The sequence below is a fragment of the Sphingobium sp. DN12 genome (assembly GCF_051058005.1).
Classification (GTDB): Bacteria; Pseudomonadota; Alphaproteobacteria; order Sphingomonadales; family Sphingomonadaceae; genus Sphingobium; species Sphingobium yanoikuyae.
Genome location: NZ_CP173717.1, coordinates 4,050,531 through 4,077,166 on the forward strand (window position 1 = coordinate 4,050,531; position 26,636 = coordinate 4,077,166).

Genomic DNA, 26,636 nt, shown 5'->3' on the forward strand with positions numbered 1-26,636 from the left:
GCAATTAATGGGTCCTGAGCCTAGTGGCCCCAATTATTCCTGTGCTGATGATTGATGAGTTTATCACAGACAGAAAAGCCGATGTGCTAGGCGCGAAACCAATACCGTTATTATTCTGATTACGAATTGAAACATCCTGCACATTCAGGGAGCCCCCCGCCAGGAAGCGAATGCCACTTATGCCTGAAACACTGCCTTCAATATCAAGGCCAACTGCAATCACATCGTCGCTCGCGCCTGCATTGACGATGATACCAGTTGTGCCAGGGTTAGTGATGCCGCCATTGCTGGCACCCGGGCAATAGATGGTGATGGCCTTCGTTATAGTCACCGTGCCAAATCCGGCCGGATCAAGGCAGTTGATCCCCCCCCCCCCCGGCGGCGGTTTTGGAAATTGCACCCGCAAATGTCTTGCAGGGAGTGACCTGCCCCCGGCAGTCCCTCGGTCATAACGAGAGTCTTGGGGTTGAATAGACGGCCCGGACGCCTGCACAAGCGCGTCGGGCATGATGGTCTCGTCCTGCACGAAGGCTCGACGCGTTTGTGCAGGCGTCCGGTTTCCCAAAGATGAGTGGGGCCGGACATTGTTGTAGTCGTAGCGGCAGATCGCCAGCTTCCGGCGGGCATCGGCCAGGCTGTCGAACAGTTCCTCATTGAGCAGCTCATCGCGCAGCGAGCCGTTGAAGGACTCGATGAACCCGTTCTGCTGAGGCTTGCCGGGATCGATGTAATGCCATTCGACCCGGTTCTTGCCCGCCCATTCCAGGATCGCCCGACTGGTGAATTCGGTGCCATAGCACATTGGGAAGCGGCCCCTCGAAGGGGCGCACTGCCTTGATGAAGGCAAGGGCGCGTAGCGCCCGCAGGCTTCATCAAGGCGGTCATGATCGGCCCGCAGGTCTCTAAAGTGAAGTTGTCGACTCAACCCTTTGGAGACAGACCGACCATGACCAAGCGTAGCTCTAATCCCACCGACGCCGTGCTGGTAGCCATCGATATGTCCAAACACCGCCAGGAGGTCCTGATCGAACGTCCAGAAGGCGGACCCCGACGTCGCATGACGGTGATGGCGACAAAGGCAGATTATGATCGCCTGGCCACGGATCTTAGCGACATCGGGCGTCCGATCATCGTCGGCTTCGAGGCTACTGGTAACTACCATCGCACGCTGGCGCATCGCCTGCTGTCCGCCGGCTTCGAGTTGCGCTTGATCTCGTCCGTTGCCTTGGCTCGAACGCGCGAGGCTCTGCACAATGGCTGGGACAAGAACGATTCCAAGGATGCGCAAGTGATCCTGCACATGCTGCGGATTGGCGCCACCCAGCGATACGTCGATCCGCTCGCCGCCGGGATCAACGACCTGCAGGAGATGTCGAAAACGCACGAGGCGATCTCCAAGGCTAAGACGCAGACATGGCATCGCATCCTGACCCACTACCTGCCGCTCTATTTCCCGGAGATTGAACGCTTCGCTGGCAACAGCCGATCCGACTGGTTCCTTGCTCTGCTCGAACGATTCCCGACTCCAGCCAGCATGACTGTGCTCGGCCAGGAGACTTTCTCCCGCGAAGCATGGGACTTGGTCGGCCGCAAAGTGTCCAAAGCCCGGCTGATCAACGATATCTACGAGACCGCCTGCGCCTCCGTGGCGCTACCTGTCGACGAGGATTCCGTCTCGATCGCTATGTTCCGCATGGTGATCGCCCAAGCACGCAACCTGATCCGGCAGCGCGACGAGATCGAGCGAACGGCGCATGCCATGCTGGCCGAAAACCGCGATTATCAGCTTCTGCGCATGATCCCCGGCATTGGGCCCATCAATGCGTTGACCATTCTCGCCGAGGCAGGCGATCTACGCCGCTTCAGCCATCACCGTCAGTTCCTGAAGTTCTGCGGTCTTGATCTTGCGACCCGGCAGTCCGGTACATTCCGAGGCCGCACGATGCTGTCCAAGTACGGTAATGCGCGATTGCGGCGGACCTTTTGGATGGCTGCCCAGGTCGCCGCACGTCAGCGCAACAACAGTTTCCGCGACAAGCTCGGACGATACACTGCCGGGCACGCGGATGATGCCGATCGTCGCCGCAAGGCGATGACGGCGCTCACCGCCAAGATGGCGCGCGTTGCCCATGCCGTCATCAAGACGGGGACAGAGTACCGACCGTTCCTTGAACGGTCGGATGCCAGGTGGAAGGACCCCTCTCTGCAAGTGCCGTGAGGGCGCGAAAGCGACCCTGTAGATAATGTTCGGGCCTTCCACCTGGGTGCGTATCTCGTTCTAAGGACGGTGAGGACCACGGCCGCTTCGGCGCCGCTGGATCCTGTGTTTGCTATGGCAGGGAGCGATCCCGTTGACGGTGGAAGCCATCTGGCTCAGAATGCATGCCTCGCCGCTCAATGCCGGCGCATAGAGATCTGTTGACCAAATCTCGCTTTCCTTCGTGACCCAGGACGTTGTCGCTGACAATGCAGGCCGGTTTGCCATGGAGGCGCACCAGCATGTCGAGTTCGCGCACCACCCAGGCGCTCGAGATGCTGGTATCACCCACCAGACACAGATTCTCCCGGCAGCAATCATCATTGATGGCCACGGTGTTGATTTCCGCTGAGAAGTGACCCGGGTAGGGCGTAAATTTCCACTGAGAATTGACCCATGTTGAACTCGTCCCTGGCTTTGACAAGCGAGGGTATATGGAGTGTTGGACATGGCGTTATTGAGCGTTATCCGGCGCTGGCATTTTCGCGATCATCTACCGATCCGGGAGATAGCGCGGCGCACCGGACTATCACGCAACACGATCCGCAAATATTTGCGGTCCGAGACGATCGATCCGCGGTTCAAGGTGCCGGATCGACCAAGCAAACTGGACCCATTTGCTGAGCATCTGGCGGCCTGGCTGCGGCGCGAGATGGGCCGATCGCGCAAGCAGAAGCGCACGATCAAGCAGTTTCACGCCGATCTGGTGAGCCTGGGTTATGAAGGATCCTACAATCGGGTTGCCGCTTTTGCTCGCGACTGGCGCGAAGATTATCGGCGCCAGCAACAGATTGGCGGGCGTGGGACATTCGTGCCCCTGTCGTTCGCGCCGGGGAAGCTTTCCAGTTTGATTGGAGTGAGGACTGGGCAATCATTGCCGGGGTTCGGACCAAGCTGCAGGTTGCGCATTTCAAGCTCAGTTACAGCCGGGCATTCATCGTGCGCGCCTACCTTCTGCAAACCCATGAGATGCTGTTCGACGCCCATAATCACGCCTTCCGCGTGCTGGGCGGCGTGCCGCGCCGGGGTATCTATGACAATATGCGCACGGCCGTCGACAAGGTCGGGCGTGGCAAGGAACGCACCGTCAACGCACGCTTCCTGACGATGGTCAGCCACTATCTGTTCGAAGCTGAGTTCTGTAACCCGGCTGCGGGATGGGAAAAGGGGCAGGTCGAGAAGAATGTCCAGGATGCGCGGCACCGTCTGTGGCAACCCACGCCGCAGGCTGAGAGCCTTGATGCGCTGAACCTGTGGCTGGAGGAGCGCTGCAAGGCGTTATGGGAGGACATCCCTCACGGGATCGAACCCGGATCGGTTGCCAATGCCCGGGCCGATGAATCTGAGTGTCTGATGGTTGCGGGCAGGCCCTTCGATGGTTTTGTGGAATATCGCAAACGGGTATCGCCGACCTGCCTCATCCACTTTGAGCGCAATCGCTACAGCGTACCGGCCTCTTTCGCCAATCGCACTGTCAGCCTGCGCGTCTATCCTGATCGCTTTCAGGTCGTCGCCGAGGGGCAGCCAATCTGCGCACATCAGCGCATCATCAACCGCTCTCACGACGGTCCAGGTCATACGGTTTATGACTGGCGCCATTATCTGGCGGTCGTGCAGCGCAAACCCGTCGCCCTGCGCAACGGAGCGCCCTTCCTTGAGCTACCCGATGCGTTCCAGCGTCTGCAGCGACATCTGTTGCGCAATCCCGGCGGCGACAGGGAAATGGTCGAAATACTGGCGCTGGTTCTTCATCATGATGAGCAACTGGTGCTGACGGCGGTCACCATGGCGCTGGAGGCTGGCGTTCCGACCAAGACCCATATCCTCAATCTGCTCTATAGGCTGGTCGACGGAAAACCGATCTCCACGCCGCCGGTGACGGCGCCCCAGGCGCTCAAGCTGGTCAGCGAGCCGATGGCCAATGTCGAACGCTATGATGATCTGCGCAAGGAGAAGCGTCATGCGTCATGACCCTGCCAGCGGCGCCATCGTCGTCATGCTCCGCAGCCTCAAGATGCATGGCATGGCACAGGCCGTCACCGATCTTATGGAACAGGGATCTCCAGCGTTCGAAGCCGCCATCCCGATCCTCTCCCAGTTGCTCAAAGCCGAGACAGCAGAACGGGAGGTTCGATCTGTGGCCTATCAGCTCAAGATCGCGCGCTTCCCTGTCTATCGCGATCTGGCCGGCTTCGACTTTACCAGTAGCGAGGTCAATGAAGCTCTGGTGCGTCAGTTGCATCGCTGCGACTTCATCGACATCGCCGACAATATCGTGCTGGTCGACGGTCCTGGCACCGGCAAGAGCCATGTGGCAACGGCGCTGGGCATCCAGGCCATCGAACATCATCGAAAGCGCGTCCGCTTCTTCTCGACGGTCGAACTGGTCAATGCGCTCGAGCAGGAAAAAGCACAGGGCAAGGCCGGTCAGATCGCCAATCGCCTCCTGCACTCCGATCTCGTTATCCTGGATGAGCTTGGATATCTGCCGTTCAGTGCTTCAGGTGGCGCGCTGCTCTTCCATCTGCTGAGCAAACTCTACGAGCGCACCAGCGTCATCATCACCACAAACCTGAGCTTCAGCGAATGGGCCACCGTGTTCGGCGACGCCAAAATGACCACGGCGCTTCTCGATCGGCTTACCCATCACTGCCATATCCTGGAGACCGGCAACGATAGCTTCCGCTTCAAAAACAGCTCTGCCAAGCAGGCCAGAACCCAAAGGAGAAAACCACGAGTTGACCCACCCATGACACCCGAAACATAATCCGCAGACGGGTCACTTCTCGATGGAAAACCCGGGTCACTTCTCAGCGGAAATCAACGGCGCCAGATTTCGAGCCGATTCAGCAGCCGCTGGGCGTCCACCGGGACGGTGTGCCGATAGTAGAGTTTTTGCCCCCGTCGAAGCACGCCACGGGGCAAATCCCGTAGCAGCTTACCGTAGCAAACACGGCCCTCAACAAGCACGGTTTTCCGGGATTTTCGGCCTGATGATGGGCCATTTTCCCGTAGCAGTTTGGGGTAGCAGATGCTCTCTGGGGACCGTTTTTCGGACGATCCCCGAGAGATTTCAAGCACTTGAGAAGTGCTGGTGCCCAGAAGAGGACTCGAACCTCCACGACCTTGCGATCGCCAGCACCTGAAGCTGGTGCGTCTACCAATTCCGCCATCTGGGCACGGGGTAGGAGTGCGCCTCTAACGGCGGCCTCCAGACCTGTCAACGCGGCAATGCGTTTTTTTTGAACTTTCACGGGAAAGGGCTATTTTTGCCGTCAAAACATGGCAATCCGGGGCCATGCCGTGCCCCGGTCCACAGCGATGGAGCCTTTGAAACTTGAACGCGCCCGAATCTTCCCCCCAATTTCTTGCGCGTGCCGACGGGCTGCGCCTCGCCTATCGCCATCGTCCGGGGCAGGGGCCGACCATCATCTTCCTGCCGGGCTACATGTCCGACATGGAGGGCAGCAAGGCGCTCGCGCTCGACGCCTGGGCCGCCGAGCAGGGCAGGGCGATGCTGCGGCTCGACTATGCCGGTTGCGGCGCCAGCGAGGGCCGGTTCGAGGATGGTACGCTCGCCAGTTGGCGTGACGATGCTCTGGCCCTGATCGACGGGCTGACGCAGGGGCCGCTGCTGCTGGTCGGATCGTCGATGGGCGGCTGGCTGGCGCTGCTGATCGCGCTGGCGCGCCCGGAACGCATCATGGGACTGGTCGGCATCGCCGCCGCGCCCGACTTCACGGAGTGGGGTTTTACCGATGCCGACAAGGCGCTGCTGGCGACCGAGGGGCGGATCGAGGAACCCACGCCCTATGGCGACCATCCCTATGTAACGACGCTGGATTTCTGGCAGTCCGGTCAGGCGCATCGCCTGCTGGACGATGCAATCGCGATCGACTGCCCGGTCCGGCTGCTCCAGGGCCAGTGCGATACGGATGTCCCCTGGGAAATCGCGTTGCGCACGGCCGATCGGCTGCGTTCATCCGATGTGCAGGCGCTGCTCATTAAGGATGGCGACCATCGCCTTTCCCGCGACGGCGACATCGCCCTGCTGATCCGCACCGTCGCTGCTCTTCTGGACAATCGCTGATGCCCGTCATCCTCCCCCTCCTGATGTTCATGCAGGCCTATGATCCCGAGATCGAGGCGGTGATGCGCAACAGCCGCAAGAAGAAGGAGGATGCCGCCGCGGCCGCCGCCTCCGCAGCGTCAGTGCAGCAGGCCGCGGCCGCCCGTTCGGCGCCGGACGCCGACGGGCGCATCCCGGTCCCGGCCAAATTTGCCGGACCGTTCCAGGCCTGCCTCGACCAGGCGCTGGAATCGCCGGACAAGGCAATCACCTTCGCCCAGAATTGGCGGATCGACGGCGGCAGCTTCTACGCCCGCCACTGTATGGGCTTTGCCCTGTCGCGGGCCGAACGCTGGGGGCCGGCGATCGTCGCCTTCGAACAGGCCGCCGAGGAAGCCGAGCGCGGCGGCGAGATCGTGCAGAGCGCGCGCCTCTGGGGTCAGGCCGGCAATGCCGCCCTTGCCAGCGGCGACGCGAAGAAGGCGCGGGAGGATTTCGACGCGGCACTGGCGCGTGGCTTGCCCGACGGCATGGAAAAGGGCGAACTGCATCTCGACCGCGCCCGCGCGCTGGTGGCGCTGGGCGATGTCGATGGCGCGCGCGGATCGCTCGACACTGCTCTGACCCAGGCGCCCAAGGATCCGCTCGCCTGGCTGCTGTCGGCTACGCTGGCGCGCCGCACCGGCGAACTGGCACTGGCCCAGGCGCATATCGCCCGCGCCGTGCAATTGTCGCCCGATGATGCCTCGGTCGCGCTGGAGGAGGGCAATATCGCCGTCCTGACCGACCATGCCGACATCGCCCGCTCGGCCTGGCAGCGGGCGGTGAAGTTGGCGCCGGATGCGCCGGCCGGCAAGGCAGCGGCCGACAATCTGGGCCGACTGCCGGCGCCGGCATCACCTCCGGCGAACTGAGCCGCTATTTCAGGTAGAAATCCACGGTCGTGACGACGCGCACCTTCTTGTAGGGCGTGTCGCTCGATCCGTCGCCACCCTCGCCGTCGCGCGGGTCGATCGAGAAATAGCCCTGGGTCGCGCTCTTGATACCGCCGACGCCGGCCCCTGAATCCTTGGCGAACTGCTCGGCCGCCGCGCGCGCATCGCGTGTCGCCGCCGCCACCATCGGGGGTTTGAGGTCGTTGAGTCTGGTGAAGCTGTAGCGCATCCCTGATCCTTCCTGCAGCGTCACGCCGCGCCGGACCAGGTCGAACTGCTGCGCGACGGCCCGCTGGGCGCGGGCAATATCGGTGGTGCGCAGCAGCACCGCTGGGTGATGGTGATATTGTTGATGCCATTGTTGAGATATTGGTTCACGCCCGCGCCAACCGGGGTCAGCGCATCGGGCTTGAACCCCAGGCTGGCGAAATAGGCCTTCAGTTCCCGGGTATTGGCGTCGATCTCTGCGCGCACCGTCGGCAGGTCGGTGCCGGTCGCCGAATAGCTGATCGACCAGGTGGCAAGGTCGGCGGTCACGTCCTTCTCGGCCAGGCCCCGCACCGTGACCGACCGGTCCGCCGCCCTGGCGCGCTTGAGGCCGTCACCCAGCAGATAGCCGCCCGCGACCACGCCGATCGCCAGTACCACCGCCGAACCCAGAAGCACCTTGTCCCGCATTTCCAGAGCCATGATCGCTTTCCTCTTCCGCCGGGCCGGTCCCGGTCCTATTTAGGGGATATCTGCCAATCTGCCGATGAACCGTCGCTTGATGGCGACGAACGGAGAAAACCTTGCTCAAATATCTGCACACGATGATCCGTGTCACGGACGTCGACAAGACCATCGCCTTTTTTGAACTGCTCGGTCTCAAGGAGGTCAAGCGGTTCGACAGCGAGGCCGGTCGTTTCACTCTGGTCTATCTCGCCGCACCGGGCGATGAAGATGCACAGGTGGAACTGACCTACAACTGGCCGCCGGCAGATGGCAGCCCGGCTGAAATCTATGATGGCGGGCGCAATTTCGGTCACCTCGCCTATCAGGTCGATAATATTTACGAGACCTGCCAGCGGCTGATGGACGCCGGCATCACCATCAACCGCCCGCCGCGCGATGGCCACATGGCCTTCATCCGCACCCCCGACAATATCTCGGTCGAACTGCTGCAGGATGGCCGGCTCGACCCGGCCGAACCCTGGGTGTCGATGCCCAATATCGGCGCCTGGTAAGCCGATGCTGCAGGTCGTCCGCGTCCCCGTCCTCTCGGACAATTATGTCTGGCTGCTGCATGATGATGCCAGCGGCCAGACGGTCGCGGTCGACCCCTCGGTCGCCGACCCCGTGCTGGCGGCGGCTGCGGAACGCGGCTGGACCATCGACCAGATCTGGAGCACCCATTGGCACCCCGATCATGTCGGCGGCAATGCCGGCATCAAGGCCGCGACCGGCTGCATCATCACCGGCCCGGCGGCCGAAGCGGCGAAGATCGACACGCTCGACCGGCAGGTGGGGGAGGGGGACAGCGTCCGCATCGGCGATCATGTCGCCATGGTGATGGCCGTCCCCGCCCATACTGCCGGCCATATCGCCTATCATCTGGCCGATGATGCGATCCTCTTCGTTGGCGACACGCTCTTCGCCATGGGCTGCGGCCGCCTGTTCGAAGGGACGGCGGCGCAGATGTTCGCCAATATGCAGCGGTTCAAGGCGCTGCCGGGCGATACCATCGTCTATTGCGCGCATGAATATACCGAGAGCAACGGCCGCTTCGCGCTGACGGTGGAGCCGGACAATGCCGCGCTTCAGGCGCGCATGGCGGATGTCGTTGCGACCCGTGCGCATGGCGAGCCGACAGTGCCCACGACGATTGCGCTGGAACGCGACACCAACATCTTCATGCGCGCGCAGGACGTCGCCCAACTGGCGGAGCGGCGCGCTGGCAAGGACGCATTTTAGGCGCGGTCCTCGACGGATTCCGCGCTATCATGGCGTCCTGTTTGCAAGGACATGGATGGAGAGAGGCGATGCGCGCATGGATATGTCTGGCCCCGCTGGCGCTGGCGGCCTGCAGCGGCACTTATGAGCCCACACCGCTGACCGAGAAGCAGGCGGCCAAGATGGACAAGGCGCTGGCCGGACTGGTGCCGGGCGACAAGCTGACCTGCGTCAATCGCGAGCCGCAGACCAATTTCACCGTCATCAGCGGCAATACGCTGCTGTACAGGGTCAGCCGCAAGCTCATCTACAAGAATGAACTGATCGGCAGCTGCAACGGCCTGGCGCGCGGCGACACGATGATCGTGCGCACCTTCGGCTCGCAATATTGCCGGGGCGACATCACGAGCAGCGCCGATCTGGTCAGCGGCATCGCCACCGGCAATTGCGCGCTGGGCGATTTCATCCCCTATCGCGCACCGGCAAAATAGGTCCGGGGACGCGCTTACCCTTTATAGAGCGCGTCCAGCCGGTCCTGATAGCGTTTGCGGATGACATGGCGTCGGATCTTCATCGACGGCGTCAGTTCCTCATTCTCGATCGCGAACGGCTCATCCGCCAAGATGAAGCGGCGCACCCGCTCGATCACCGACAGATCGTCATTAACCCGGTCGACCGCCGCGCGCAGCGCCGCCAGATAGGTCGGATCATCGGTGATGCCCTTGATCGGCCGGCCATTGGCCGCCGCCCATTCCATCGTCCATTCCGAATCCGGCACCAGCAGGCCGACCAGATGCGGGCGACGATCACCATAGACCATCGCCTGGCCGATCTCCGGCTGCAGCGTCAGCATGCCCTCGACCTTCTGTGGGGACACATTGTCGCCCTTGTCGTTGACGATCAGATCCTTCTTGCGGTCGGTGATGCGGATGCGGCCGCGATCGTCGATCTCGCCAATGTCGCCGGTGTGCAGCCAGCCATCCTTCAGCACCTTCTCGGTCTCGGCCGGGTTGCGCCAATAGCCGTGCATCACCAGCTCGCCGCGCACCAATATCTCGCCATCCTCTGCGATCTTGACCTCGACCCCGTCCAGCGGCGGGCCGACCGTGTCCATCGCGATGCCGGCGGCGGGGCGGTTGCAACTGATCACCGGCCCGGCCTCGGTCTGGCCATAGCCCTGCAGCAGCATCAGCCCCATCGCCTCGAAGAACAGGCCGACATCCGGGTTCAGCGGCGCGCCGCCCGACACCAGCGCCTTCATCCGCCCGCCGAACCGCGCGCGAATCTTGGGGATCAGGGTGCGCGCCAAAAGCGCCTTCATCGGCAGGTCGACGATCGACGACTTGCCCTGCTGCTCCTTGGCGGCGATCCGCAGCGCTTGGTTGAGCAGATAGGTGGGGAATTTGCCCTGCTTCTCGATCGACTTGATGATGCGGGTGCGCAGCACCTCGAACAGGCGCGGCACCACGACCATGATGGTCGGCCGGGCTTCCTCGATATTGCTGGCCAGCTTCTCCAGCCCTTCGGCATAATAGATCTGCCCGCCCAGCAGCATCGGCAGGAACTGGCCGCCGCTATGCTCATAGGCATGGCTCAGGGGCAGGAAGGACAGGAAAACCTCGTCGCCCCAGCCAAAATCCTCCAGCACCACCTGTCCCGCGCCTTCGACATTGGCCAGGATCGCGCCATGATGCTGCATCACGCCGCGCGGGGCGCCGCCGGTGCCGCTGGTATAGATGATGCACGCCTGGTCGCTGCGCACGGCGGTCTGGGCCAGCGCGCAGGCATCGACATCGGCCGGATGGGCGGCGATCAGGTCGGACCACAGGCGGCAGGTATAATTGCCCTGCGCACCGCGGATCGGCTCCATCGGAATGACCAGGCTGACCTGCGATCGCAGCACCGCGGGCATCAGCGTGGTCGCCAGCTTGGCGGTCGACACGATCACCGCACGCGCGCCGCTGTCGGTCAGGATATGCTGATGGTCACGCGTCGTATTGGTGGTGTAGGTCGGCACCGTGATGCAGCCGGCCGCCATGATGGCGAGGTCGGCGATGCAGAATTCCGGGCGATTTTCGCTGACCAGCATCACCGGATCGCCGGGCTTCAGCCCTTCCGCCTTCAGCCCGGCCGCCATCGCCGCCACCTGGCGCGCGACTTCGGCCCAACTCAGCGACTGCCAAGTCCCCTGCGTCTTGCGCCACAGGAAGGGCGCGTCGCCCTTTTCCTTGGCACGGGCAAAGAACATGGTGACCAGATTGGGGAAACGTTCGATCGCCCTCACAGGCTCAACTCCTCTTACATCGGCGCGTCTGCCGCGCGCCTGCAGCGCCAGCTGGCTATAGCCCGGCCTTGCCGTAACGGCCATGCACAATAACCGGTTTCGGCGCATATCGCTGCGTCGAATCGGGAAAGCGCGCGCTCTAGAAAGGCTGGCCGAATGGCGCAAGCGCCAATGGGATCAGTCGAACAGCCCGTCCTGCGACCCGGCCGGGGGATTGAGGCCCAGATGCTTCCAGCCCGGCCCGTTGAGGCAACGCCCCCGTGCGGTGCGGGCGATCAGCCCCAACTGGATCAGATAGGGTTCGACCACTTCCTCGATCGTGTCGCGCGCTTCGGACAGCCCCGCCGCCAGCGTCTCGACCCCCACCGGCCCGCCACGATAGATGTCGGCGATCATGTGGAGATAGCGCCGGTCCATCAGGTCGAGGCCGAGATGATCGACCTCCAGCCGCTGCAGCGCCGCGTCCGCCACCTTGGCATCGACGGTCGGGGCGCCGGCGACATTTGCAAAGTCGCGCACCCGGCGCAGCAGCCGCCCGGCGATGCGCGGCGTCCCGCGCGACCGGCGGGCGATCTCGATCGCGCCGTCCGACGTGATCGCCAGATCCAGCAGCCGCGCCGCGCGCCGCACCACCAGCTCCAGTTCATCGACCGTGTAGAATTGCAGCCGCACCGGAATGCCGAAACGATCGCGCAGCGGCGTCGTCAGCAACCCCTGGCGCGTTGTTGCGCCGACCAGGGTGAAGCGCGGCAGGTCGATCCGCACCGAGCGGGCCGACGGTCCCTCGCCGATCATCAGGTCGAGCGCCCGGTCCTCCATCGCGGGATAGAGCACTTCCTCGACCGCCGGATTGAGCCGGTGAATCTCGTCGACGAACAGGACATCGCCCTCGTCCAGATTGGTGAGCAACGCGGCCAGGTCGCCGGACTTGGCTATCACGGGGCCGGACGTGGCGCGGAAACCCACGCCCATTTCCTTGGCGACGATCTGGGCCAGCGTCGTCTTGCCAAGGCCCGGCGGGCCGAAGAACAGCACATGGTCCAGCGCCTCGCCACGGGTGCGCGCCGCCTGGATGAAGATACGCAGATTCTCGCGCGCCGCCTGCTGCCCGACAAATTCGTCGAGCGACTTGGGCCGCAACGCCGCATCGACATCCTCGGCACGACGGGCGGGGGTGATCAGGCGATCCTCTTCGCTCATCAGCGGATATCACTCATTTCGTCATGCTGAACTTGTTTCAGCATCCATCCTGCCCCCGTCACGGACTTAAGGGGGGCAATCCCAATTCCATCGCCAGATCGCGCCATTGTGGATTGTCGGCTTCGATGAGATTGATTTTCCATTGGCGATGCCACCGTTTCAGCTGTTTTTCGCGAAGGATGGCCTGTTCCATCGTATCGCAGGCTTCGTAGCGGACAAGCCGATGGACGCCATATCGAGCGGTAAAGCTCGGCGTCCTGCTTGCGCGATGCTGCATCAACCGGCCCAGCAAGTTGGAGGTCACGCCGATGTAGAGCGTGCCGTATGGCTGACTCGCCAGAATATAGACGCACGGCTGCTTCATTGATGCCTCCGTTCGGTGCAGCCGGCGCCATGGATGCTGAAACAAGTTCAGCATGACGGCCTTGGCGGAAGGCCGTCACTTCGCCGCCTTCCGCAGCGCCAGGCGGACCAGCGCGTCAAGGCTGGCGCCGTCGCCCAGTTCCTCTTCGGCGGCGGCCACCGCGCCGCTCGCCTCGGCCGGCTTGAAGCCCAGATTCTGCAACGCCGACAGCGCGTCGGCGGCAAAGCTGCCGGTCGGCAGCGCGACCACGCCCGGCATGCCTGGCGCACCGGCCGGGGCGGCGCCGATCTTGTCCTTCAGCTCATTGACGATGCGCTGGGCCAGCTTGGGGCCAACGCCATTGGCACGCGCGATCATCGCCTTGTCGCCCATCATGATCGCGCGATGCAGTTCCAGCGGTTCCAGCGCCGACAATATCGCCAGCGCCACGCGCGATCCCACGCCCTGCACATGGGTCAGCAGCCGGTACCAGTCGCGCTCCTCGGCGCGGGCAAAGCCGACCAGCCGGATCGAATCCTCGGCTACCAGCATCTCGGTATGGATGGTCACCGCCTCGCCCACCGGGCCGAGCGCCGCCAGCGTCCGCGATGACGCGCCGACCAGATAGCCGACCCCGCCGACATCGATGATGGCATGGTCGATGCCCGTGCTGTCCAGCCGTCCTTTGAGTTTCGCGATCATCGCCATTGCCCCATGGTCATGATCTGTTCTTTACAGCCTCTTGCGCCCTGCGCCAGACAAAAGCGCATGGCCGCTCGGGCACCAAATGGCGGCCCGTGCGTAATGCCGGTCGATTGCCATCCGCCAGAGGACCAAGAGACGATGCTGATGACCGCGCCGATGCTGACCCCCAAGGATTTCGAATTTCCCGCGATCATGCTGTCGGGCGTGGTCGATCATGGCATGTATCTGCATTTCAAAAATTGCCTGTCCACCGCGCCGCAGCAGGGGCTGGTGGTGGTGGAAATTTCCACCCTGGGCGGCGATCCGGAGATCGCGCGGATGATGGGGGAGGATATCCGCTTCCATTCGGACCTCTATCCCGAACGGCGGCTGGTCTTCCTCGGCAAGACCGCGGTCTATTCCGCCGGCGCCACCTTCATGAGCTTCTTCGCCACCGAAAATCGCTATCTGACGCGCGGCACCCGGCTGATGATCCATGAGCGGCTCATCACCAAGAATATCCATCTCGAAGGGCCGCTCTCCACCTGCATCGCGACATTGAAGGCCTCGCTGCACGAGATCGAGGCATCGATCGCGATCCAGAATGAGGGCTTTGCCAATCTGATCCTGGGATCGCAGGTGACGATGGAGGAGGTGCTGCAGCGCGCGCCGGAAAACTGGTATCTGGAAGCCAATGAGGCAGCCGCGCTCTGCCTGGTGGCGACCGTGCTCTAAACGCTTGCGCGGCGGCATTTTCAGGCCTTTGATGCGCCATGGCCAAGACGCAGACGCGATCCACCCTCTTTCCCTGGCGCTATGGCATGTTCCTCATGCTGCTGTTGTCGATCGCGCCGCTGGCCCTTTGGCTGCCCTGGCATGAGGCGGTGATGGGCGGGTTCGACCTGGCCGCCATCGCCTTCTGTCTCGCCGCCGTGCCGCTGATCGATTCCGATCCGGCACAGATGCGGCGCAAGGCCGTGCTCAACGACGCCAACCGGCAACTGATGCTGCTGCTGACCGGGGTGGTGTGCATCGTCATCCTGATCGCGGTCGGTGTCGCCGCCAGCGCGCCGGGCCATCCCGATGCGGAAAGCGTCGTGCTGCTATTGGCGACGCTCGTCATCGCCTGGCTCTTTTCCAACCTCGTCTATGCAATGCACTATGCCCATGCCTTCTACCTCGCCGATGACAAGGGCAAGGATGCGGGCGGCCTGGATTTCCCGGACACGGACGAGCCGGTCTATTGGGACTTCCTCTATTTCGGCTTCACCCTCGGCATGACCTTCCAGACCTCCGACGTGTCGATCACCGCGACCGGGATGCGCCGCACGGTGACGCTCCACTGCCTCGCCGCCTTCGTCTTCAACCTCGGCATCCTGGCCTTCACCATCAACGTATTGGGCGGTTGAGCCATGGGCTTCATGGCTTGCTTACCAATATCGGCTATAAGCCCGGTCCCATGAGCAAGAGCGTCGATCCCTGCCCCAAATCCGCCGTCAGCCATGGTGTCGGCATTGCCGGCCTCGTCGGCCTCGGCCTCTGGACCCTGGTGGCGCGCCATTATGGCATGAACGGGCCGAATGCCGGTCTGGCCGCGGTGGTCGCGTGCGGCATACCGATGGTGCTCTGGTCGCTGCTGGTAGACAAGGTGCATCGCAACCCCAGCACCGGCGTCGACTGGAACGCACCGCCCCGCTCGGTCCGCAGCATGCTCGACATCAGCCTGGTGAAGATCGCAGGCCTGTGGGCGACGTGGCTCGCGATTGCCGTCTGCTACTGCATCGGCCGCTGGTATTGGACCGGCAGCTATCGTTTCGCCATGGATCTGCTCATGGCGGCGGCGCCCTGGCTGCTCTTGCTGTCCATTCCCTATGTCATGTGGCTCGACCGCCGGCTGGTCGAACCGCGCGATGCCTGTTTCGCCTTCGGCCAATGGGTCATTGGCGGCGCGGCCGGCAAGGCGGACATGGCGCAGGTCGCCAACCATGCCCGCGCCTGGGCGGTGAAGGGCTTTTTCACCGCCTTCATGATCAGCATCGTGCCGGGCAATTTTTCCAGCGTCATCGACTGGCGGCTTGACGACCTGCTGCACAATCCGGTCGCGCTGACCGGTCTCCTGATCGGCATCATGTTCATGATCGACGTCTGCATGGCGACGGTCGGCTATCTGCTGACGATGAAACCGCTGGATTCCCATATCCGCACCGCCAATCCCTATCTGGGCGGCTGGCTCGCGGCTTTGCTCTGCTATCCGCCCTTCGTCATGATGGGGGCGGGCGGGCCGTTCGACTATCATGGCGGCGGCGCCGAATGGGATGTCTGGACGCAGGGCATGCCGGCGCTGCAATGGGGGCTGGGCGCCTTGCTGGTGCTGCTGACCGCCATCTATGCCTGGGCGACGGTCGCCTTCGGCATCCGCTTCTCCAACCTCACCCATCGCGGCATATTGACCCATGGGCCCTATCGCTGGACCCGCCACCCGGCCTATCTGACCAAGAATCTCTTCTGGTGGTTCTCGTCGCTGCCCTTCCTCACCACCACGGGCAGCCTGACCGACATGGTGCGCAATTGCGCGCTGCTGGGGGTCACCAACGCTGTCTATTATTGGCGGGCCAAGACGGAGGAACAGCATCTGTCCGCCGATCCCGCTTATCAGGCCTATAGCGACTGGATGGCGCGCAATGCGCTGGTGCCACGCTTCTTCGCCTGGGTAATCGGCCGCAAGCCGGACGCGCCACGGGAAACCCAGCCCGCCGAATGACCGGCGGGCTGTAGAAGATCAGAAGCTTTCCTCGGCATAGACGCGGCTGACATCGCCGCCCCATTTGCCATGATAGCGGTCGAGCAGCCGCTCAGCCGGGGTCTTGCCGGTGGCGATCACTTCGTCGAGGGCCGACAGATAGCCGGTCTCATTGTCGCCCGCGGCGTTGAACCGCTGGCGCGCGGCCAGCCCTGAGCGAGCGATGTCGAGCACCTGTGGCGCGATGTCGCGCAGCGTGCGCCCGCCCGACACCGGCGCGTCCAGGCCCAGCTTCGGCACGGAATCGCGCAGTATCTGCCGCTCCTCCATGCTCCAGTCCTTGACCAGATCCCAGGCGGCGTCGAGCGCGCCCTGGTCATAGAGCAGGCCGACCCACAAGGCCGGCAGCGCGCAGATGCGATTCCACGGGCCGCCGTCGGACCCGCGCATTTCCAGGAAGCTCTTGAGGCGCACTTCGGGGAAGGCAGTGGAGAGGTGATCCTCCCAATCCTTCTCGGTCGGCTTCTCGCCCGGCAGCACCGACAGCTTGCCGTCCAGGAAGTCGCGGAACGAAAGCCCCGCCGCATCGATATATTTGCCGTCGCGATAGACGAAATACATCGGCACATCGAGCGCATAGTCGGCATAGCGCTCGTAACCGAAGCCATCCTCGAACACGAAGGGCAGCATGCCAGTGCGCAGCGGGTCGGTGTCCGACCAGATATGGCTGCGATAGGACAGGAAGCCGTTGGGCTTGCCCTCGGTGAAGGGCGAATTGGCGAACAGCGCGGTGCCGAGCGGCTGCAGCGCCAGCGAGACGCGGAACTTCTGCACCATGTCCGCCTCGCTGCCATAGTCGAGGTTGGTCTGGATGGTGCAGGTGCGCAGCATCATGTCCAGGCCCATCGATCCCACGCGCGGCATGTGCCGCAGCATGATGTCGTACCGGCCCTTGGGCATGATCGGCAGCTCGGCGCGGGTCTTGTCGGGCCACATGCCCAGCCCCAGGAAGCCCAGCCCCAGCATGTCGCCGACATATTTGACCTGTTCCAGATGGCGGCCGGTCTCGGCGCAGGTCTGGTGCAGATTGTCGAGCGGCGCACCGCTGAGTTCCAGCTGGCCCGCCGGTTCCAGGCTGATGGTGCCGTCGGCGCCGGACAAAGCGATGATATTCTCGCCCTCGAACACCGGGCTCCAGCCATAGCGGGTCAGGCCGATCAGCAGCGTGTGGATGCCGCCCTTTTCCTCATAGGCCGGGGCGTGATGGTCCTTCGTCGAATAGACGAATTTCTCGTGTTCGGTGCCGATCCGCCAGCGATCCTTGGGCTTGGCGCCCTTGGCAAAGGCCGCGATCAGCTGGTCGCGGCTTTCGATGACGGGATCATGTCCGCCCGAGTCTGTTCTGGTGCTCATGCCCCGCCCTTAATCTTTCCCCTTTGCGCGTCAAATCGAGGCGCGAATGCGACAGATAAGGCAGGCCTATGTCCGCTTCAATTGGTTGCGGAAGAAAACCATTAGCCCCAGTCGCCATTCACCGTCATCCAGGCCGCCGTGGCGGCGATCGCGGCCGTCTCCGCGCGCAGGATTCGCGGGCCCAGCGACACCGGCACTGCCCCCGGCGTCGCCCGGATCGCGTCGCGCTCGGCCGGGTCGAATCCGCCCTCCGGCCCGACCAGGAAGGCCGCCGGGCCGGGATGGGCGCGCAAGGTTTCGTCCAGCGATGCGCCGCCGGTCTCGTCGGCGAAGAACAGATGTCGCTCCGCTGACCAGCCCTTCAGCAGCGCGTCGAGCTTCACCATCTCGGTCAGCTCGGGCAGGGCGGTGCGGCCGCATTGTTCGGCCGCCTCCACCAGATGGGCGTGCAGCCGGTCGAGATTGAGCTTGTCGACCACCGCCCGCCGGGTCAGCACCGGCTGCAGTCGCGCCACGCCCAGCTCGCACGCCTTTTCCGCGATCAGGTCGATCCGCCCCTTCTTGATCGGCGCGCAGCACAGCCAGAAATCGGGCACCACCTCCGGCGGCTTGGTTTGCTGCACGCATTCCAGCACCAGGTCGCGCTTGCGGATATCGCGCGCCCGCGCGGCCCATTCGCCCGACTTGCCGTCGAACAGCAGCACGATATCGTCCGGCTTCACCCGCATCACGCTGATCAGATAATGGGCGCCATTGCCGTCCACCGGCACGGCGACCCCTTCGCCCAGCAGCGTTTCGACATGCAGGCGCGGGGCGCTCTGCGGCGGCCAGGCGGGGGTAGCGGTCATTTTGTCTCGTCCATTCCGGCCGCGCTTGTCGTCGGCCCGATCTTCCCTAAAGAGGAAAGCGCGTTCCCGACAAGCGCGGGACGAACGGAGTTGCAGTGAATCAGTCGATCGTCCCCGACAGCGAAGCGCGCGGCCTGCTCGCGCGCCTGCCGGAAACCCCGCGAATCCTGGCCTCTCTGGCCCGACTCGACCGGCCGATCGGCTGGTGGCTGCTGTTCTGGCCCGGCGCCTGGGCCGTGGCACTGGCGGGCGGTGCCTTTGCCCGCTGGCCGCTGATCCTGTGGCTGCTGCTCGGCAGCATCGCGATGCGCGGCGCAGGCTGCGTCTTCAACGACATCGTCGATCGCGATCTCGACGCGCGGGTCGCCCGCACCGCTGCCCGCCCGCTCGCCAGCGGCGCGATGTCGGTCAAGACCGCCTGGGCCTGGCTGCTCGTGCTCTGCATGATCGGCCTGATCGTGCTGTTTCAGCTCAGCGGCTATGCCCAGGTCGTGGCGCTCGGCTCGCTGGCGCTGGTCGCCGCCTATCCCTTCATGAAGCGGATCACCGGCTGGCCGCAGGTCTGGCTCGGCATCGTCTTTTCCTGGGCGGCGCTGGTCGGCTGGAGCGAGATTGCCGGCGCGCTGACCCTGCCGGGCCTGTGCCTCTATGCCGGCTGCATCTTCTGGGTGCTGGGCTATGACACCATCTATGCGTTGCAGGACCGGGAGGATGACGCACTGATCGGCATCGGCTCCAGCGCCTTGTCGATGGGCCGCCATGTCCGGGGCGGGGTGACGCTCTGCTATCTCGTCGCGCTCGCGCTGTGGGCCTATGCCATCTGGCAGGTCCGGCCGCAGCTGCTGGCGCTGGTCGCGCTGGCGCCGATGGCCGCCCATCTGCTCTGGCAGGTCGGCACGCTGAAGGAAGACGGCACCGATCCGCTCGTCAAATTCCGCTCCAACCGTTTTGCAGGATTGCTGATGTTCCTTGCCTGTCTGGTCGTCGGGAGTGCCGGCGCATGAGAATGACCGGCCTTCCCACCCCCGGCGCGGATTGCTGGCGCATCGAACAGGCGGTGCGCGCCAGCGTGATCGTCGATGCCGACGCCTATTTCCGCCATGCCCGCGCCGCGATGCTGAAGGCGAAGAAGCGGATCATGCTGATCGGCTGGGATTTCGACGCCGCGATCAGCCTGATCCGCGAGGACCAGGCCGATGATGGCGCGCCGGTGGTGATCGGCGACTTCATCAGCTGGCTGGTGGAACGCACGCCGGACCTGGAAATCTATCTGCTGCGCTGGGACATGGGCGCGATGAAGTCGATGGTCCGGCCGACCAACCTCTTCACCACGCTCAAATGGATGGCCCATCCGCGCGTCACGGTGAAGCTGGACGGCCATCATCCGCCCGCCGCCTCCCATCATCAGAAGATCGTCGTGATCGATGATTGTTTCGCCTTTTGCGGCGGCATCGACATGACCGGCGACCGCTGGGACACGCGCCATCATCGTGACGAGGAACTGGGGCGCCGCCATCCGGACGGCTCGCCCTATGGCCCCTGGCATGATGCGACGACCGCCTTGCAGGGACCGGTGGCGATGGCGCTGGGCGACCATGCCCGCGCCCGCTGGGTCGGCGCCGGCGGCGATGAACTGGCCCCGGTCGAGGGCGAATATGATTGCTGGCCCGACGCGCTGCCGGTCCATTTCGAGCATGTCGATGTCGCCATCGCCCGCTCCGCGCCGAAGATGGACGATCAGGAAGAGCTGATCGAGATCGAGAAGCTCTATCTCCACCAGATCGCCGCCGCCCGGCACTGCATCTATGCCGAAAGCCAATATTTCGCCTCGCGCCGCATTGCCGAGGCGATCGCCAAGCGGCTGGGCGATCCCGACGGGCCGGACATCGTCATCATCAACCCGCTCCAGGCCGATGGCTGGCTGGAACAGCAGGCGATGGACACGGCGCGCGCCCGCCTGTTCGAGGCGCTCAAGGAGCGCGACCCGCATGGCAAGCTGCGCATCTACCACCCGTTCACCACGCGCGGCGCCCCCATCTATGTCCATGCCAAGATATTGATCGTCGATGATCGGCTGATCCGCGTCGGCTCGTCCAACATGAACAACCGCTCGATGCGGCTCGACACCGAATGCGACGTGGTGATCGACACCGCGCTGCCCGGCAATGACGGCCGGCAGGAAACCATTCTCGCCATTCGCGACGACCTGATCGCCGAACATCTCGATTTGCCGCGCGAGCGTGTGTCGGCGGTGATCGCCCAGCGCGGCCTGATCGCCGCGATCGAGGAATTGCGCACCAAGCCCGGCCGCACCCTGCGCCCCTATGAGGTGCCGGACCTTGCCGATGTCCAGGCCTGGCTCGCCGACAATGAGGTGCTCGATCCAGAAGGCCCGGACGAGATGTTCGAGCCGGTCAGCGAACGCGGCCTGTTCCGCCGGATGAAGGGCTGGTTCGGCCGGAGCTAAACTATGGTGAGGGCAGTCGCGATCCGCTCCACCGCGATCGCGAAGCCTTCGGCCTGCTGCGCGAAGCCCAGCCGGATATGCGCCGGTTGGCCGAAACAGTCGCCCGGCGCCAGCAGTACGCCCTGCGCCGCCAGCGCCTCGCACAGCGGCCGGCTGTCGCGCCCGTCCCCCAGCCAGGGGAAGGCGGTGGTGCCACCCTGCGGCCGCACCCATTGCAGCTTGCCATTCGCTTCCGCGATCAGCCGGTCGAGGACAGCGATGTTGACAGTGGCAACGGCCTTCAACCGATCGGTGATGGCTGCGCTATGCTCCAGCGCATGGGTCGCGAGTCGTTCCAGCAGCGGCGAACTGCTGATCGTGAAATAGCTGCGCGCATCGATGATCCGGGCGCGCTGCGCGTCGTCGGGCGCGATGATCCAGCCCATCCGCAACCCCGGCAGCGACAGCGCCTTGGACATGTCGCTGGTGACATAGGCGTTGGGGATGCCGGCGGCCGATTGCTGCGGCGCGCCGAAATAGAGCGGATGATAAACCTCGTCGACCAGCAGCGGCACGCCGCGCTCGGCCAGTGCCGCCGCCAGCCGTGCGATCTCGGCGCGCGGCATCACCGATCCGCTGGGATTATGCGGCGTGTTGACCACCACCCCGGCGGTGTCGCCATCGACCAGCGCCAGGATCGCATCCACATCCTGCGCAAAGCCGGTTTCGCGGGTCAGCGCATAGTGCCGCGTCCCCAGCCCCCAGGCCTGCGCCACCGCCTTATAGGCCGGATAGCCCGGATCGGGCATCAGCATATGCGCGCCCGGTCGCGCCGCGAGGCAGAAGAAGATCGACAGGGCCTCCGACGATCCGGTGGTCACCACCACCCTGTCAGCTTCGCTGTCATGAAAGGCGGCGATCGCCGCGCGCAACGCCGCGCTTCCCTCGGGCGGGGCATAGCTCAGCACGGTGTCGTCGATCGCCAGCGGCGCGTCGCCCAGCGCGCAAATCTCCGCCACGCTCCAGCGCGGCCCGGTGCTCGAAGCCAGATTATAGGCGATCGGCGGCGTCGCGAAATCATAGGCCGACAGCCAATGGTCGAGGGCAAAGGGCGGCAGGTCCATGGCACAACTCCGTGATCAGGCCGCCAGCTTGGCCAGCCGACGCGCGGCGGCAAGGACCGGTTGCGCAGCGCTGGCCCTATTGCGCCGCCAGCAGCGCCTCGGCGCCGTGCAGGTTGACCGACACCAGCCGGCTGACGCCGCGCTCTACCATGGTGACGCCGAACAGCCGGTGCATCCGCGCCATCGACACCGCATTATGGGTGACGATCAGGTAGCGGGTGCGGGTCTGGGCGACCATCGCGTCGAGCAGGTCGCAGAAACGCTCGACATTGGCATCGTCCAGCGGCGCGTCGACTTCGTCCAGCACGCAGATCGGCGCCGGATTGGTGAGGAACAGGCCGAAGATCAGCGCCACCGCGGTCAGCGCCTGTTCGCCGCCCGACAACAGGGTCAGCGCCGCCAGCTTCTTGCCCGGCGGCTGGGCCATGATCTCCAGCCCCGCCTCCAGCGGATCGTCGCTGTCGATCAGTTCCAGATGCGCCTGGCCGCCATTGAACAGCGTCGTGAAGAGCCGGCGGAAATGGCCGTCCACCGCCTCGAACGCGGCGAGCAGCCGCTGCCGCCCCTCGCGGTTGAGGCTGCCGATCGATCCGCGCAGCTGGTTGATCGCCTGGGTCAGTTCCGCGCTTTCGGCCCGGCTGGTCGCCTGGATCGTCTCCAGCTCCTCCAACTCCTGCGCCGCGACCAGATTGACCGGGCCGATCCGCTCCCGCTCGGCCGAGAGGCGATCATGTTCGGCCTGCTCGCTCTGGGCGATGCGGATGTCGGCGCTGGGAAAGCCCAGTTTCTCCGGCAGCACCGGCGGCGGGCATTCGAACCGCTCGCCCGACAGGCGATTGGTCTCGATCCGCCGCTCGTCCGCCGCCTCTGCCCGCGCCACTGCCGTCGCCCGTGCCTCACGCGCACCGGCCAGCGCCTCGCCGGCATCGGCGGCACGCTTCTCGGCCGCCTTCAGCACTGCCTCGGCGTCGATCTCGGCGCGGCGGGCCTGTTCGGCGCGTTCGACCTGCGCCTCGCGCTCCTCGGTCAGCGTGGCGATGCTCGCGCCCAGCGCCTCGGGCTGGCCCTCGATTGCGGCGCGCTCCTGCACCACCGTCTCGCCGCGCGATGCCATGGCGGCGATGCGCTTGGCGGCCTCGCCGGCGCGGGTATTCCATCCCTTGGCCTCGGCATCGGCCGCCGCCATGCGCTCGCGGTCGCTCGACAGTGCCCGGTCGGCCAGCGCCTGGTCGGCCTGCAACTGGCTGACGGCCATGCGCGCCTTCTCGCTCGCCTGCGACAGCGCCGCCACCTGCGCCCGCGTCTCGGCGCCATCGGGCAGGGCGGCGCGCGCGGCCGACGCCTTGTCATGCTCGGCCTGCGCCGTCCCCTGGTCGCGCCGTGCCTCGGCCAGCCGTTCCTCGATCGCCTCGCGCTTGCCGCTCAGCCGCTCCAGCGCCCCCGCCGCCTCGTCCGCCGCGCGCAGGGCGGCACGCAGCCGCTGGTCCGCATCGCTCAGCTTGGTGCGCCCGGCCGCCAGCGCATCCACCGCCGCCTTCTCGCGCGCGCCAGCCTCGGCCTGTTCCACCTGTGCCGTCTCGACCGCCTGCGCCGCTGCCGGACGCGCGGCATCGATCGCCTCCAGCCGGTTGATGCGGATCAGTCGTTCGGCCGCCGCCGCGCCACCCTCGACCGCGACATAGCCGTCCCAGCGCCGCAATTGCCCATCCAGCGTCACCAGCCGCTGGCCCACGTGCAACGCCTGGCCGCTATCCTTCTCCACCACCGCCACCTGCGCCAGCCGCCGCGCCAGCGCCGCGGGTGCGGTCACGTGCGCGGCCAACGGGCTGGCGCCGTCGGGCAAGCCGGGATCATCCTTCAACGCGTCAGCACCCGCCCAGCGGCGCGGCCCCTCGGCCCCGATCGGTGCTTCCAGATCATCGCCCAGCGCTGCCGCTAGCGCCCGCTCATAACCCGGTGCCGCCTTCAACTGGTCAAGCGCCCGCGCCCGGCCGCTGCCGCCAGTATCGATGGCCTTGCGCAGCGCCGTCGCCTCGCTGTCCAGCGCCGCCAGCGCCGCCCGCGCCGATGCCAGCGCGGCCTCCGCTGCCGCCCGCGCCTCGCTCGCCACCTGCCGCTCCGTCTCGGCCGTCGCGATCGCCGCTTCCGCTGCCTCGCGATCGTGATTGGCGCGGATCTGCGCCGCCGCCGCCTCGTCGCGCTTCGCTTCCAGCGGTGCGGCATCGGGCAAGGCCGCTGCCTCCCCCTCCAGCCGCCGCATCGCCTGCTCCGCCCGGCCCAGCCGGTCGCGCGCCGCCGCCAGCGCCGCCTCCGCGACGCGCAGCTCGGCCTGCTCGCCCGCCTGTTTTGCCATCGCCCTGGCCAGCTCCAGCTCGGCATCGCGTGCGCCATCCTCGGCGCGGGCGATGCGCGCGGCGAAATCGGGACGCATCGCCTCGGTCTCGGCAATCCGGGCCTTTAGGCTCGCAACCTCGGCGGTCAGCCGCGCGATCGCCTCGGCCGCGTCATTGGCCAGCGTGCCTTCACGCTCGCGATCCTCGTCCAGCCGCGCCGCCTGCTGCGCCAGATCATGCAGCCGGCGCACCACCCCGTCGCGCTCGGCCTTCAGCGTGTTGAGCTGGTGGCCGGATTCGCTGGCGGCATCGCGCGTCGCCAATGCCTCGGCCCGCCGCTCGGCCAGCGCGATCACGGCCGCGCCGCTATGGACATTGGCCGCGGTCAGCGCCTCCTGCGCCGCGCCCACCGTGGCTTCGGCCAGCTTCGCCTCGGCCCGCGCCGCCTCGGCACTGGCATTGGCCTCGCGCCAGCGGGCGAAGATCACCCGGCCTTCGGCAATGCGGATCTGTTCGGACAGGCGGATATAGCGTTCCGCCGCGCGCGCCTGACGCCGCAAATTGCCGGCACGACTGTCCATGTCGGCCAATATCTCGTCCAGCCGGGCCAGATTGCCCTCGGCCGCGCGCAATTTCTGCTCGGCATCCTTGCGCCGGACATGCAGGCCGGCGATCCCCGCCGCCTCTTCCAGCATGGCGCGCCGTTCCTGTGGCCGGGCGGCGATGACGGCGGCGATCCGGCCCTGGCTGACCAGCGCCGGGCTGTGCGCGCCGGTGGCGGCATCGGCGAAGATCAGCGCCACATCCTTGGCGCGTACATCCTTGCCATTGGCGCGATAGGCGCTGCCCGCGCCGCGCTCGATCCGGCGGGTGACTTCCAGTTCGCCATCCGCGCCGACATCGACCGCGTTGAACAGCTCGCCCTGTTCCTGGATGGTCAGCAGCGACACTTCGGCAAAGTCGCGCTGCGGCCGGCTGGTGGTGCCGGCGAAGATTACATCCTCCATGCCGCCGCCGCGCATCGACTTGGCGCTGGATTCGCCCATCACCCAGCGGATCGCTTCCAAGAGGTTGGATTTGCCGCAGCCATTGGGGCCGACAATGCCGGTCAGGCCCGGCTCGATGCGCAATTCGGTCGCATCGACGAAGCTCTTGAAGCCCGAAAGCTTGAGCCGCTTTATCTGCATGGGGAAACGCCGGGGCAGGGTGCCGCCCCGGTCTCCTTGGGCCTCAGGCCTTCAGATGTCGCCCCCCCTTGCGCCAATCAGATACCCGCTTCCTTGAGCTTGTTCTTCAGTACCGGCCAGGACGAGGCATTCTCGACCACCACGCCATTCATCAGGAAGGTCGGCGTGCCGGAGATATTATATTGGGCATTGGCCGCTTCGACGCCCTTGGCCAGCTTCTCGGCAGTTGCCGTGTCGGCCAGGCACTGCTTGGCCTGATCCTCGGCAATGCCGCGCTGCTTGGCATAGTCGATGAGGCCCAGCGCGTTGGCCAGCTGGCCGAAACGCTGCGCCGGCGGCGCCGACACCATCGCCTGATAGGGGGCGTCGCCCAGGCCCTGCGCCTTTTCGAACATCGCGCTCTGGTTGGCGAAGAACTGTTCCGACAGCGGATAATAGATGTCCTTGCCGCCGCAACGGGCCAGCAGCGCCGTCGTGATGTCGATCGGGTCGCGGACATAGACGCGGAATTCGTAGCTGATCTTGCCGCTATCGACCATCGCCTTCAGTTCTTCCGACGATTCATGGGCGAAGTCGCGGCAGTGGCTGCAGGTGAAGGAGCCATATTCGACCAGCTTCAGCTTGGCATTGGGATTGCCCATCACGAAATTGCCCTCGGGCGTTTCGGCGACGGTTTCCGACCAGCTGGTGCCGGCGGGCGCGGACACGGCGGCGATCGGCGCGGCGGAGGTTGCATTGCCCTCATCCTTCTTGCCGCAACCGGCAAGCGTCAGGGACAGGGCGATAAGGGCAAGGCCGGACAGGACTTTCACGACGGGCGACGCTCCGAATTATGGATAGT

General features: G+C 65.1%; 20 protein-coding genes, 1 tRNA gene and 5 pseudogenes. 13 read left to right on the forward strand and 13 right to left on the reverse strand.

All coding sequences use genetic code 11. The annotated features are described in order from the left end of the window. Window positions 1-487 precede the first annotated feature (487 nt). A pseudogene (locus ACI6S0_RS19230) lies at window positions 488-793 on the reverse strand (integrase core domain-containing protein); the annotation flags it as partial. Between the two features lie 153 nt (window positions 794-946). Between ACI6S0_RS19230 and ACI6S0_RS19235 the strand changes: the two are divergent. Then, window positions 947-2,240, forward strand: a pseudogene (locus tag ACI6S0_RS19235) (IS110 family transposase). 213 nt (window positions 2,241-2,453) lie between these two features. Here the strand turns inward: ACI6S0_RS19235 and ACI6S0_RS19240 are convergent. Then, window positions 2,454-2,588: pseudogene (locus tag ACI6S0_RS19240) on the reverse strand (IS3 family transposase); the annotation flags it as partial. Between the two features lie 117 nt (window positions 2,589-2,705). Here ACI6S0_RS19240 and istA point away from each other — a divergent pair. Next, a pseudogene (gene istA, locus ACI6S0_RS19245) lies at window positions 2,706-4,228 on the forward strand (IS21 family transposase). After that, a complete protein-coding gene (gene istB, locus ACI6S0_RS19250; protein WP_434403989.1) occupies window positions 4,218-5,024 on the forward strand; it encodes an IS21-like element helper ATPase IstB in 807 nt (268 codons plus the stop codon). Before istA ends, istB begins: the two are co-directional and overlap by 11 nt. A gap of 325 nt (window positions 5,025-5,349) precedes the next feature. Here istB and ACI6S0_RS19255 read toward each other — a convergent pair. After that, window positions 5,350-5,436: transfer RNA gene (locus ACI6S0_RS19255), tRNA-Leu, on the reverse strand. Window positions 5,437-5,594: 158 nt separating this feature from the next. Here ACI6S0_RS19255 and ACI6S0_RS19260 point away from each other — a divergent pair. Continuing rightward, on the forward strand, window positions 5,595-6,347 hold the full coding sequence (locus tag ACI6S0_RS19260) for an alpha/beta fold hydrolase (RefSeq protein ID WP_434403992.1): 753 nt from the start codon (window positions 5,595-5,597) through the stop codon (window positions 6,345-6,347). Further along, a complete protein-coding gene (locus ACI6S0_RS19265) occupies window positions 6,347-7,240 on the forward strand; it encodes a tetratricopeptide repeat protein (RefSeq protein WP_136185983.1) in 894 nt (297 codons plus the stop codon). The genes ACI6S0_RS19260 and ACI6S0_RS19265 overlap by 1 nt, the downstream gene beginning before the upstream one ends. Before the next feature lie 4 nt (window positions 7,241-7,244). Here the strand turns inward: ACI6S0_RS19265 and ACI6S0_RS19270 are convergent. Then, window positions 7,245-7,951: pseudogene (locus ACI6S0_RS19270) on the reverse strand (SIMPL domain-containing protein). A gap of 101 nt (window positions 7,952-8,052) precedes the next feature. On the opposite strand from ACI6S0_RS19270, the gene ACI6S0_RS19275 reads away from it, so the two are divergent. The 3 genes from ACI6S0_RS19275 (at window position 8,053) to ACI6S0_RS19285 (ending at window position 9,684) form a co-directional block, all read left to right on the forward strand. Next, a complete protein-coding gene (locus tag ACI6S0_RS19275) occupies window positions 8,053-8,487 on the forward strand; it encodes a VOC family protein (protein WP_434403993.1) in 435 nt (144 codons plus the stop codon). Window positions 8,488-8,491: 4 nt separating this feature from the next. Beyond that, window positions 8,492-9,214 (forward strand): hydroxyacylglutathione hydrolase, encoded by a 723-nt coding sequence (gene gloB, locus ACI6S0_RS19280; protein WP_434403994.1) that lies wholly within the window; start codon window positions 8,492-8,494, stop codon window positions 9,212-9,214. Between the two features lie 68 nt (window positions 9,215-9,282). Continuing rightward, window positions 9,283-9,684 carry a hypothetical protein gene (locus tag ACI6S0_RS19285; protein ID WP_434403995.1) on the forward strand — a complete coding sequence of 134 codons (402 nt, stop codon included), beginning with the start codon at window positions 9,283-9,285 and terminating at the stop codon, window positions 9,682-9,684. A 14-nt stretch (window positions 9,685-9,698) separates the two neighbouring features. Here ACI6S0_RS19285 and ACI6S0_RS19290 read toward each other — a convergent pair whose 3' ends face one another. The 4 genes from ACI6S0_RS19290 to ruvA form a co-directional block, all read right to left on the reverse strand. Next, window positions 9,699-11,477: an AMP-dependent synthetase/ligase gene (locus tag ACI6S0_RS19290; protein ID WP_434403996.1), complete on the reverse strand. Its 1,779-nt coding sequence runs from the start codon at window positions 11,475-11,477 to the stop codon at window positions 9,699-9,701. A gap of 177 nt (window positions 11,478-11,654) precedes the next feature. Next, window positions 11,655-12,677: a Holliday junction branch migration DNA helicase RuvB gene (gene ruvB / locus ACI6S0_RS19295; protein WP_004209282.1), complete on the reverse strand. Its 1,023-nt coding sequence runs from the start codon at window positions 12,675-12,677 to the stop codon at window positions 11,655-11,657. Between the two features lie 58 nt (window positions 12,678-12,735). Then, entirely contained in the window at window positions 12,736-13,041 is a 306-nt protein-coding gene (locus tag ACI6S0_RS19300) for a GIY-YIG nuclease family protein (protein ID WP_434403997.1), read from the reverse strand. A gap of 75 nt (window positions 13,042-13,116) precedes the next feature. Beyond that, a complete protein-coding gene (ruvA, locus tag ACI6S0_RS19305) occupies window positions 13,117-13,722 on the reverse strand; it encodes a Holliday junction branch migration protein RuvA (RefSeq protein WP_037513240.1) in 606 nt (201 codons plus the stop codon). 141 nt (window positions 13,723-13,863) lie between these two features. Between ruvA and ACI6S0_RS19310 the strand changes: the two genes are divergently transcribed. Genes ACI6S0_RS19310 through ACI6S0_RS19320 form a run of 3 tightly spaced genes read left to right on the forward strand, consistent with a single transcriptional unit; the run spans window position 13,864 to window position 16,465 of the window. Next, window positions 13,864-14,439 carry a peptidase S14 gene (locus ACI6S0_RS19310; RefSeq protein WP_434403998.1) on the forward strand — a complete coding sequence of 192 codons (576 nt, stop codon included), beginning with the start codon at window positions 13,864-13,866 and terminating at the stop codon, window positions 14,437-14,439. Between the two features lie 38 nt (window positions 14,440-14,477). Next, the gene (locus ACI6S0_RS19315; protein ID WP_434403999.1) at window positions 14,478-15,113 is read left to right on the forward strand and encodes a DUF1345 domain-containing protein; all 636 of its coding nucleotides are present in this window, start codon (window positions 14,478-14,480) and stop codon (window positions 15,111-15,113) included. 50 nt (window positions 15,114-15,163) lie between these two features. Continuing rightward, window positions 15,164-16,465 carry a methyltransferase family protein gene (locus ACI6S0_RS19320; RefSeq protein WP_434404000.1) on the forward strand — a complete coding sequence of 434 codons (1,302 nt, stop codon included), beginning with the start codon at window positions 15,164-15,166 and terminating at the stop codon, window positions 16,463-16,465. Between the two features lie 18 nt (window positions 16,466-16,483). Here the strand turns inward: ACI6S0_RS19320 and ACI6S0_RS19325 are convergent, their stop codons facing one another. Together ACI6S0_RS19325 and ACI6S0_RS19330 are read right to left on the reverse strand one after the other, a co-directional pair. Beyond that, entirely contained in the window at window positions 16,484-17,857 is a 1,374-nt protein-coding gene (locus ACI6S0_RS19325; protein WP_434404001.1) for a glutamate--cysteine ligase, read from the reverse strand. A gap of 101 nt (window positions 17,858-17,958) precedes the next feature. Then, window positions 17,959-18,705: a 16S rRNA (uracil(1498)-N(3))-methyltransferase gene (locus ACI6S0_RS19330; protein WP_004209289.1), complete on the reverse strand. Its 747-nt coding sequence runs from the start codon at window positions 18,703-18,705 to the stop codon at window positions 17,959-17,961. 95 nt (window positions 18,706-18,800) lie between these two features. On the opposite strand from ACI6S0_RS19330, the gene ubiA reads away from it, so the two are divergent. Both ubiA and ACI6S0_RS19340 read left to right on the forward strand, forming a co-directional pair. Beyond that, a complete protein-coding gene (ubiA, locus tag ACI6S0_RS19335) occupies window positions 18,801-19,709 on the forward strand; it encodes a 4-hydroxybenzoate octaprenyltransferase (RefSeq protein ID WP_434404002.1) in 909 nt (302 codons plus the stop codon). Then, a complete protein-coding gene (locus tag ACI6S0_RS19340) occupies window positions 19,706-21,172 on the forward strand; it encodes a phospholipase D-like domain-containing protein (protein ID WP_434404003.1) in 1,467 nt (488 codons plus the stop codon). The genes ubiA and ACI6S0_RS19340 overlap by 4 nt, the downstream gene beginning before the upstream one ends. On the opposite strand, the gene ACI6S0_RS19345 is transcribed toward ACI6S0_RS19340, so the two are convergent. The 3 genes from ACI6S0_RS19345 to ACI6S0_RS19355 form a co-directional block, all read right to left on the reverse strand. Beyond that, entirely contained in the window at window positions 21,169-22,275 is a 1,107-nt protein-coding gene (locus tag ACI6S0_RS19345; protein WP_434404004.1) for a pyridoxal phosphate-dependent aminotransferase, read from the reverse strand. The two genes, ACI6S0_RS19340 and ACI6S0_RS19345, sit on opposite strands and share 4 nt — an antisense overlap. A 76-nt stretch (window positions 22,276-22,351) precedes the next feature. Beyond that, a complete protein-coding gene (gene smc / locus ACI6S0_RS19350) occupies window positions 22,352-25,795 on the reverse strand; it encodes a chromosome segregation protein SMC (RefSeq protein WP_434404005.1) in 3,444 nt (1,147 codons plus the stop codon). Window positions 25,796-25,872: 77 nt separating this feature from the next. Then, on the reverse strand, window positions 25,873-26,607 hold the full coding sequence (locus ACI6S0_RS19355) for a thioredoxin domain-containing protein (RefSeq protein WP_004209296.1): 735 nt from the start codon (window positions 26,605-26,607) through the stop codon (window positions 25,873-25,875). Between the last annotated feature and the right edge of the window lie 29 nt (window positions 26,608-26,636).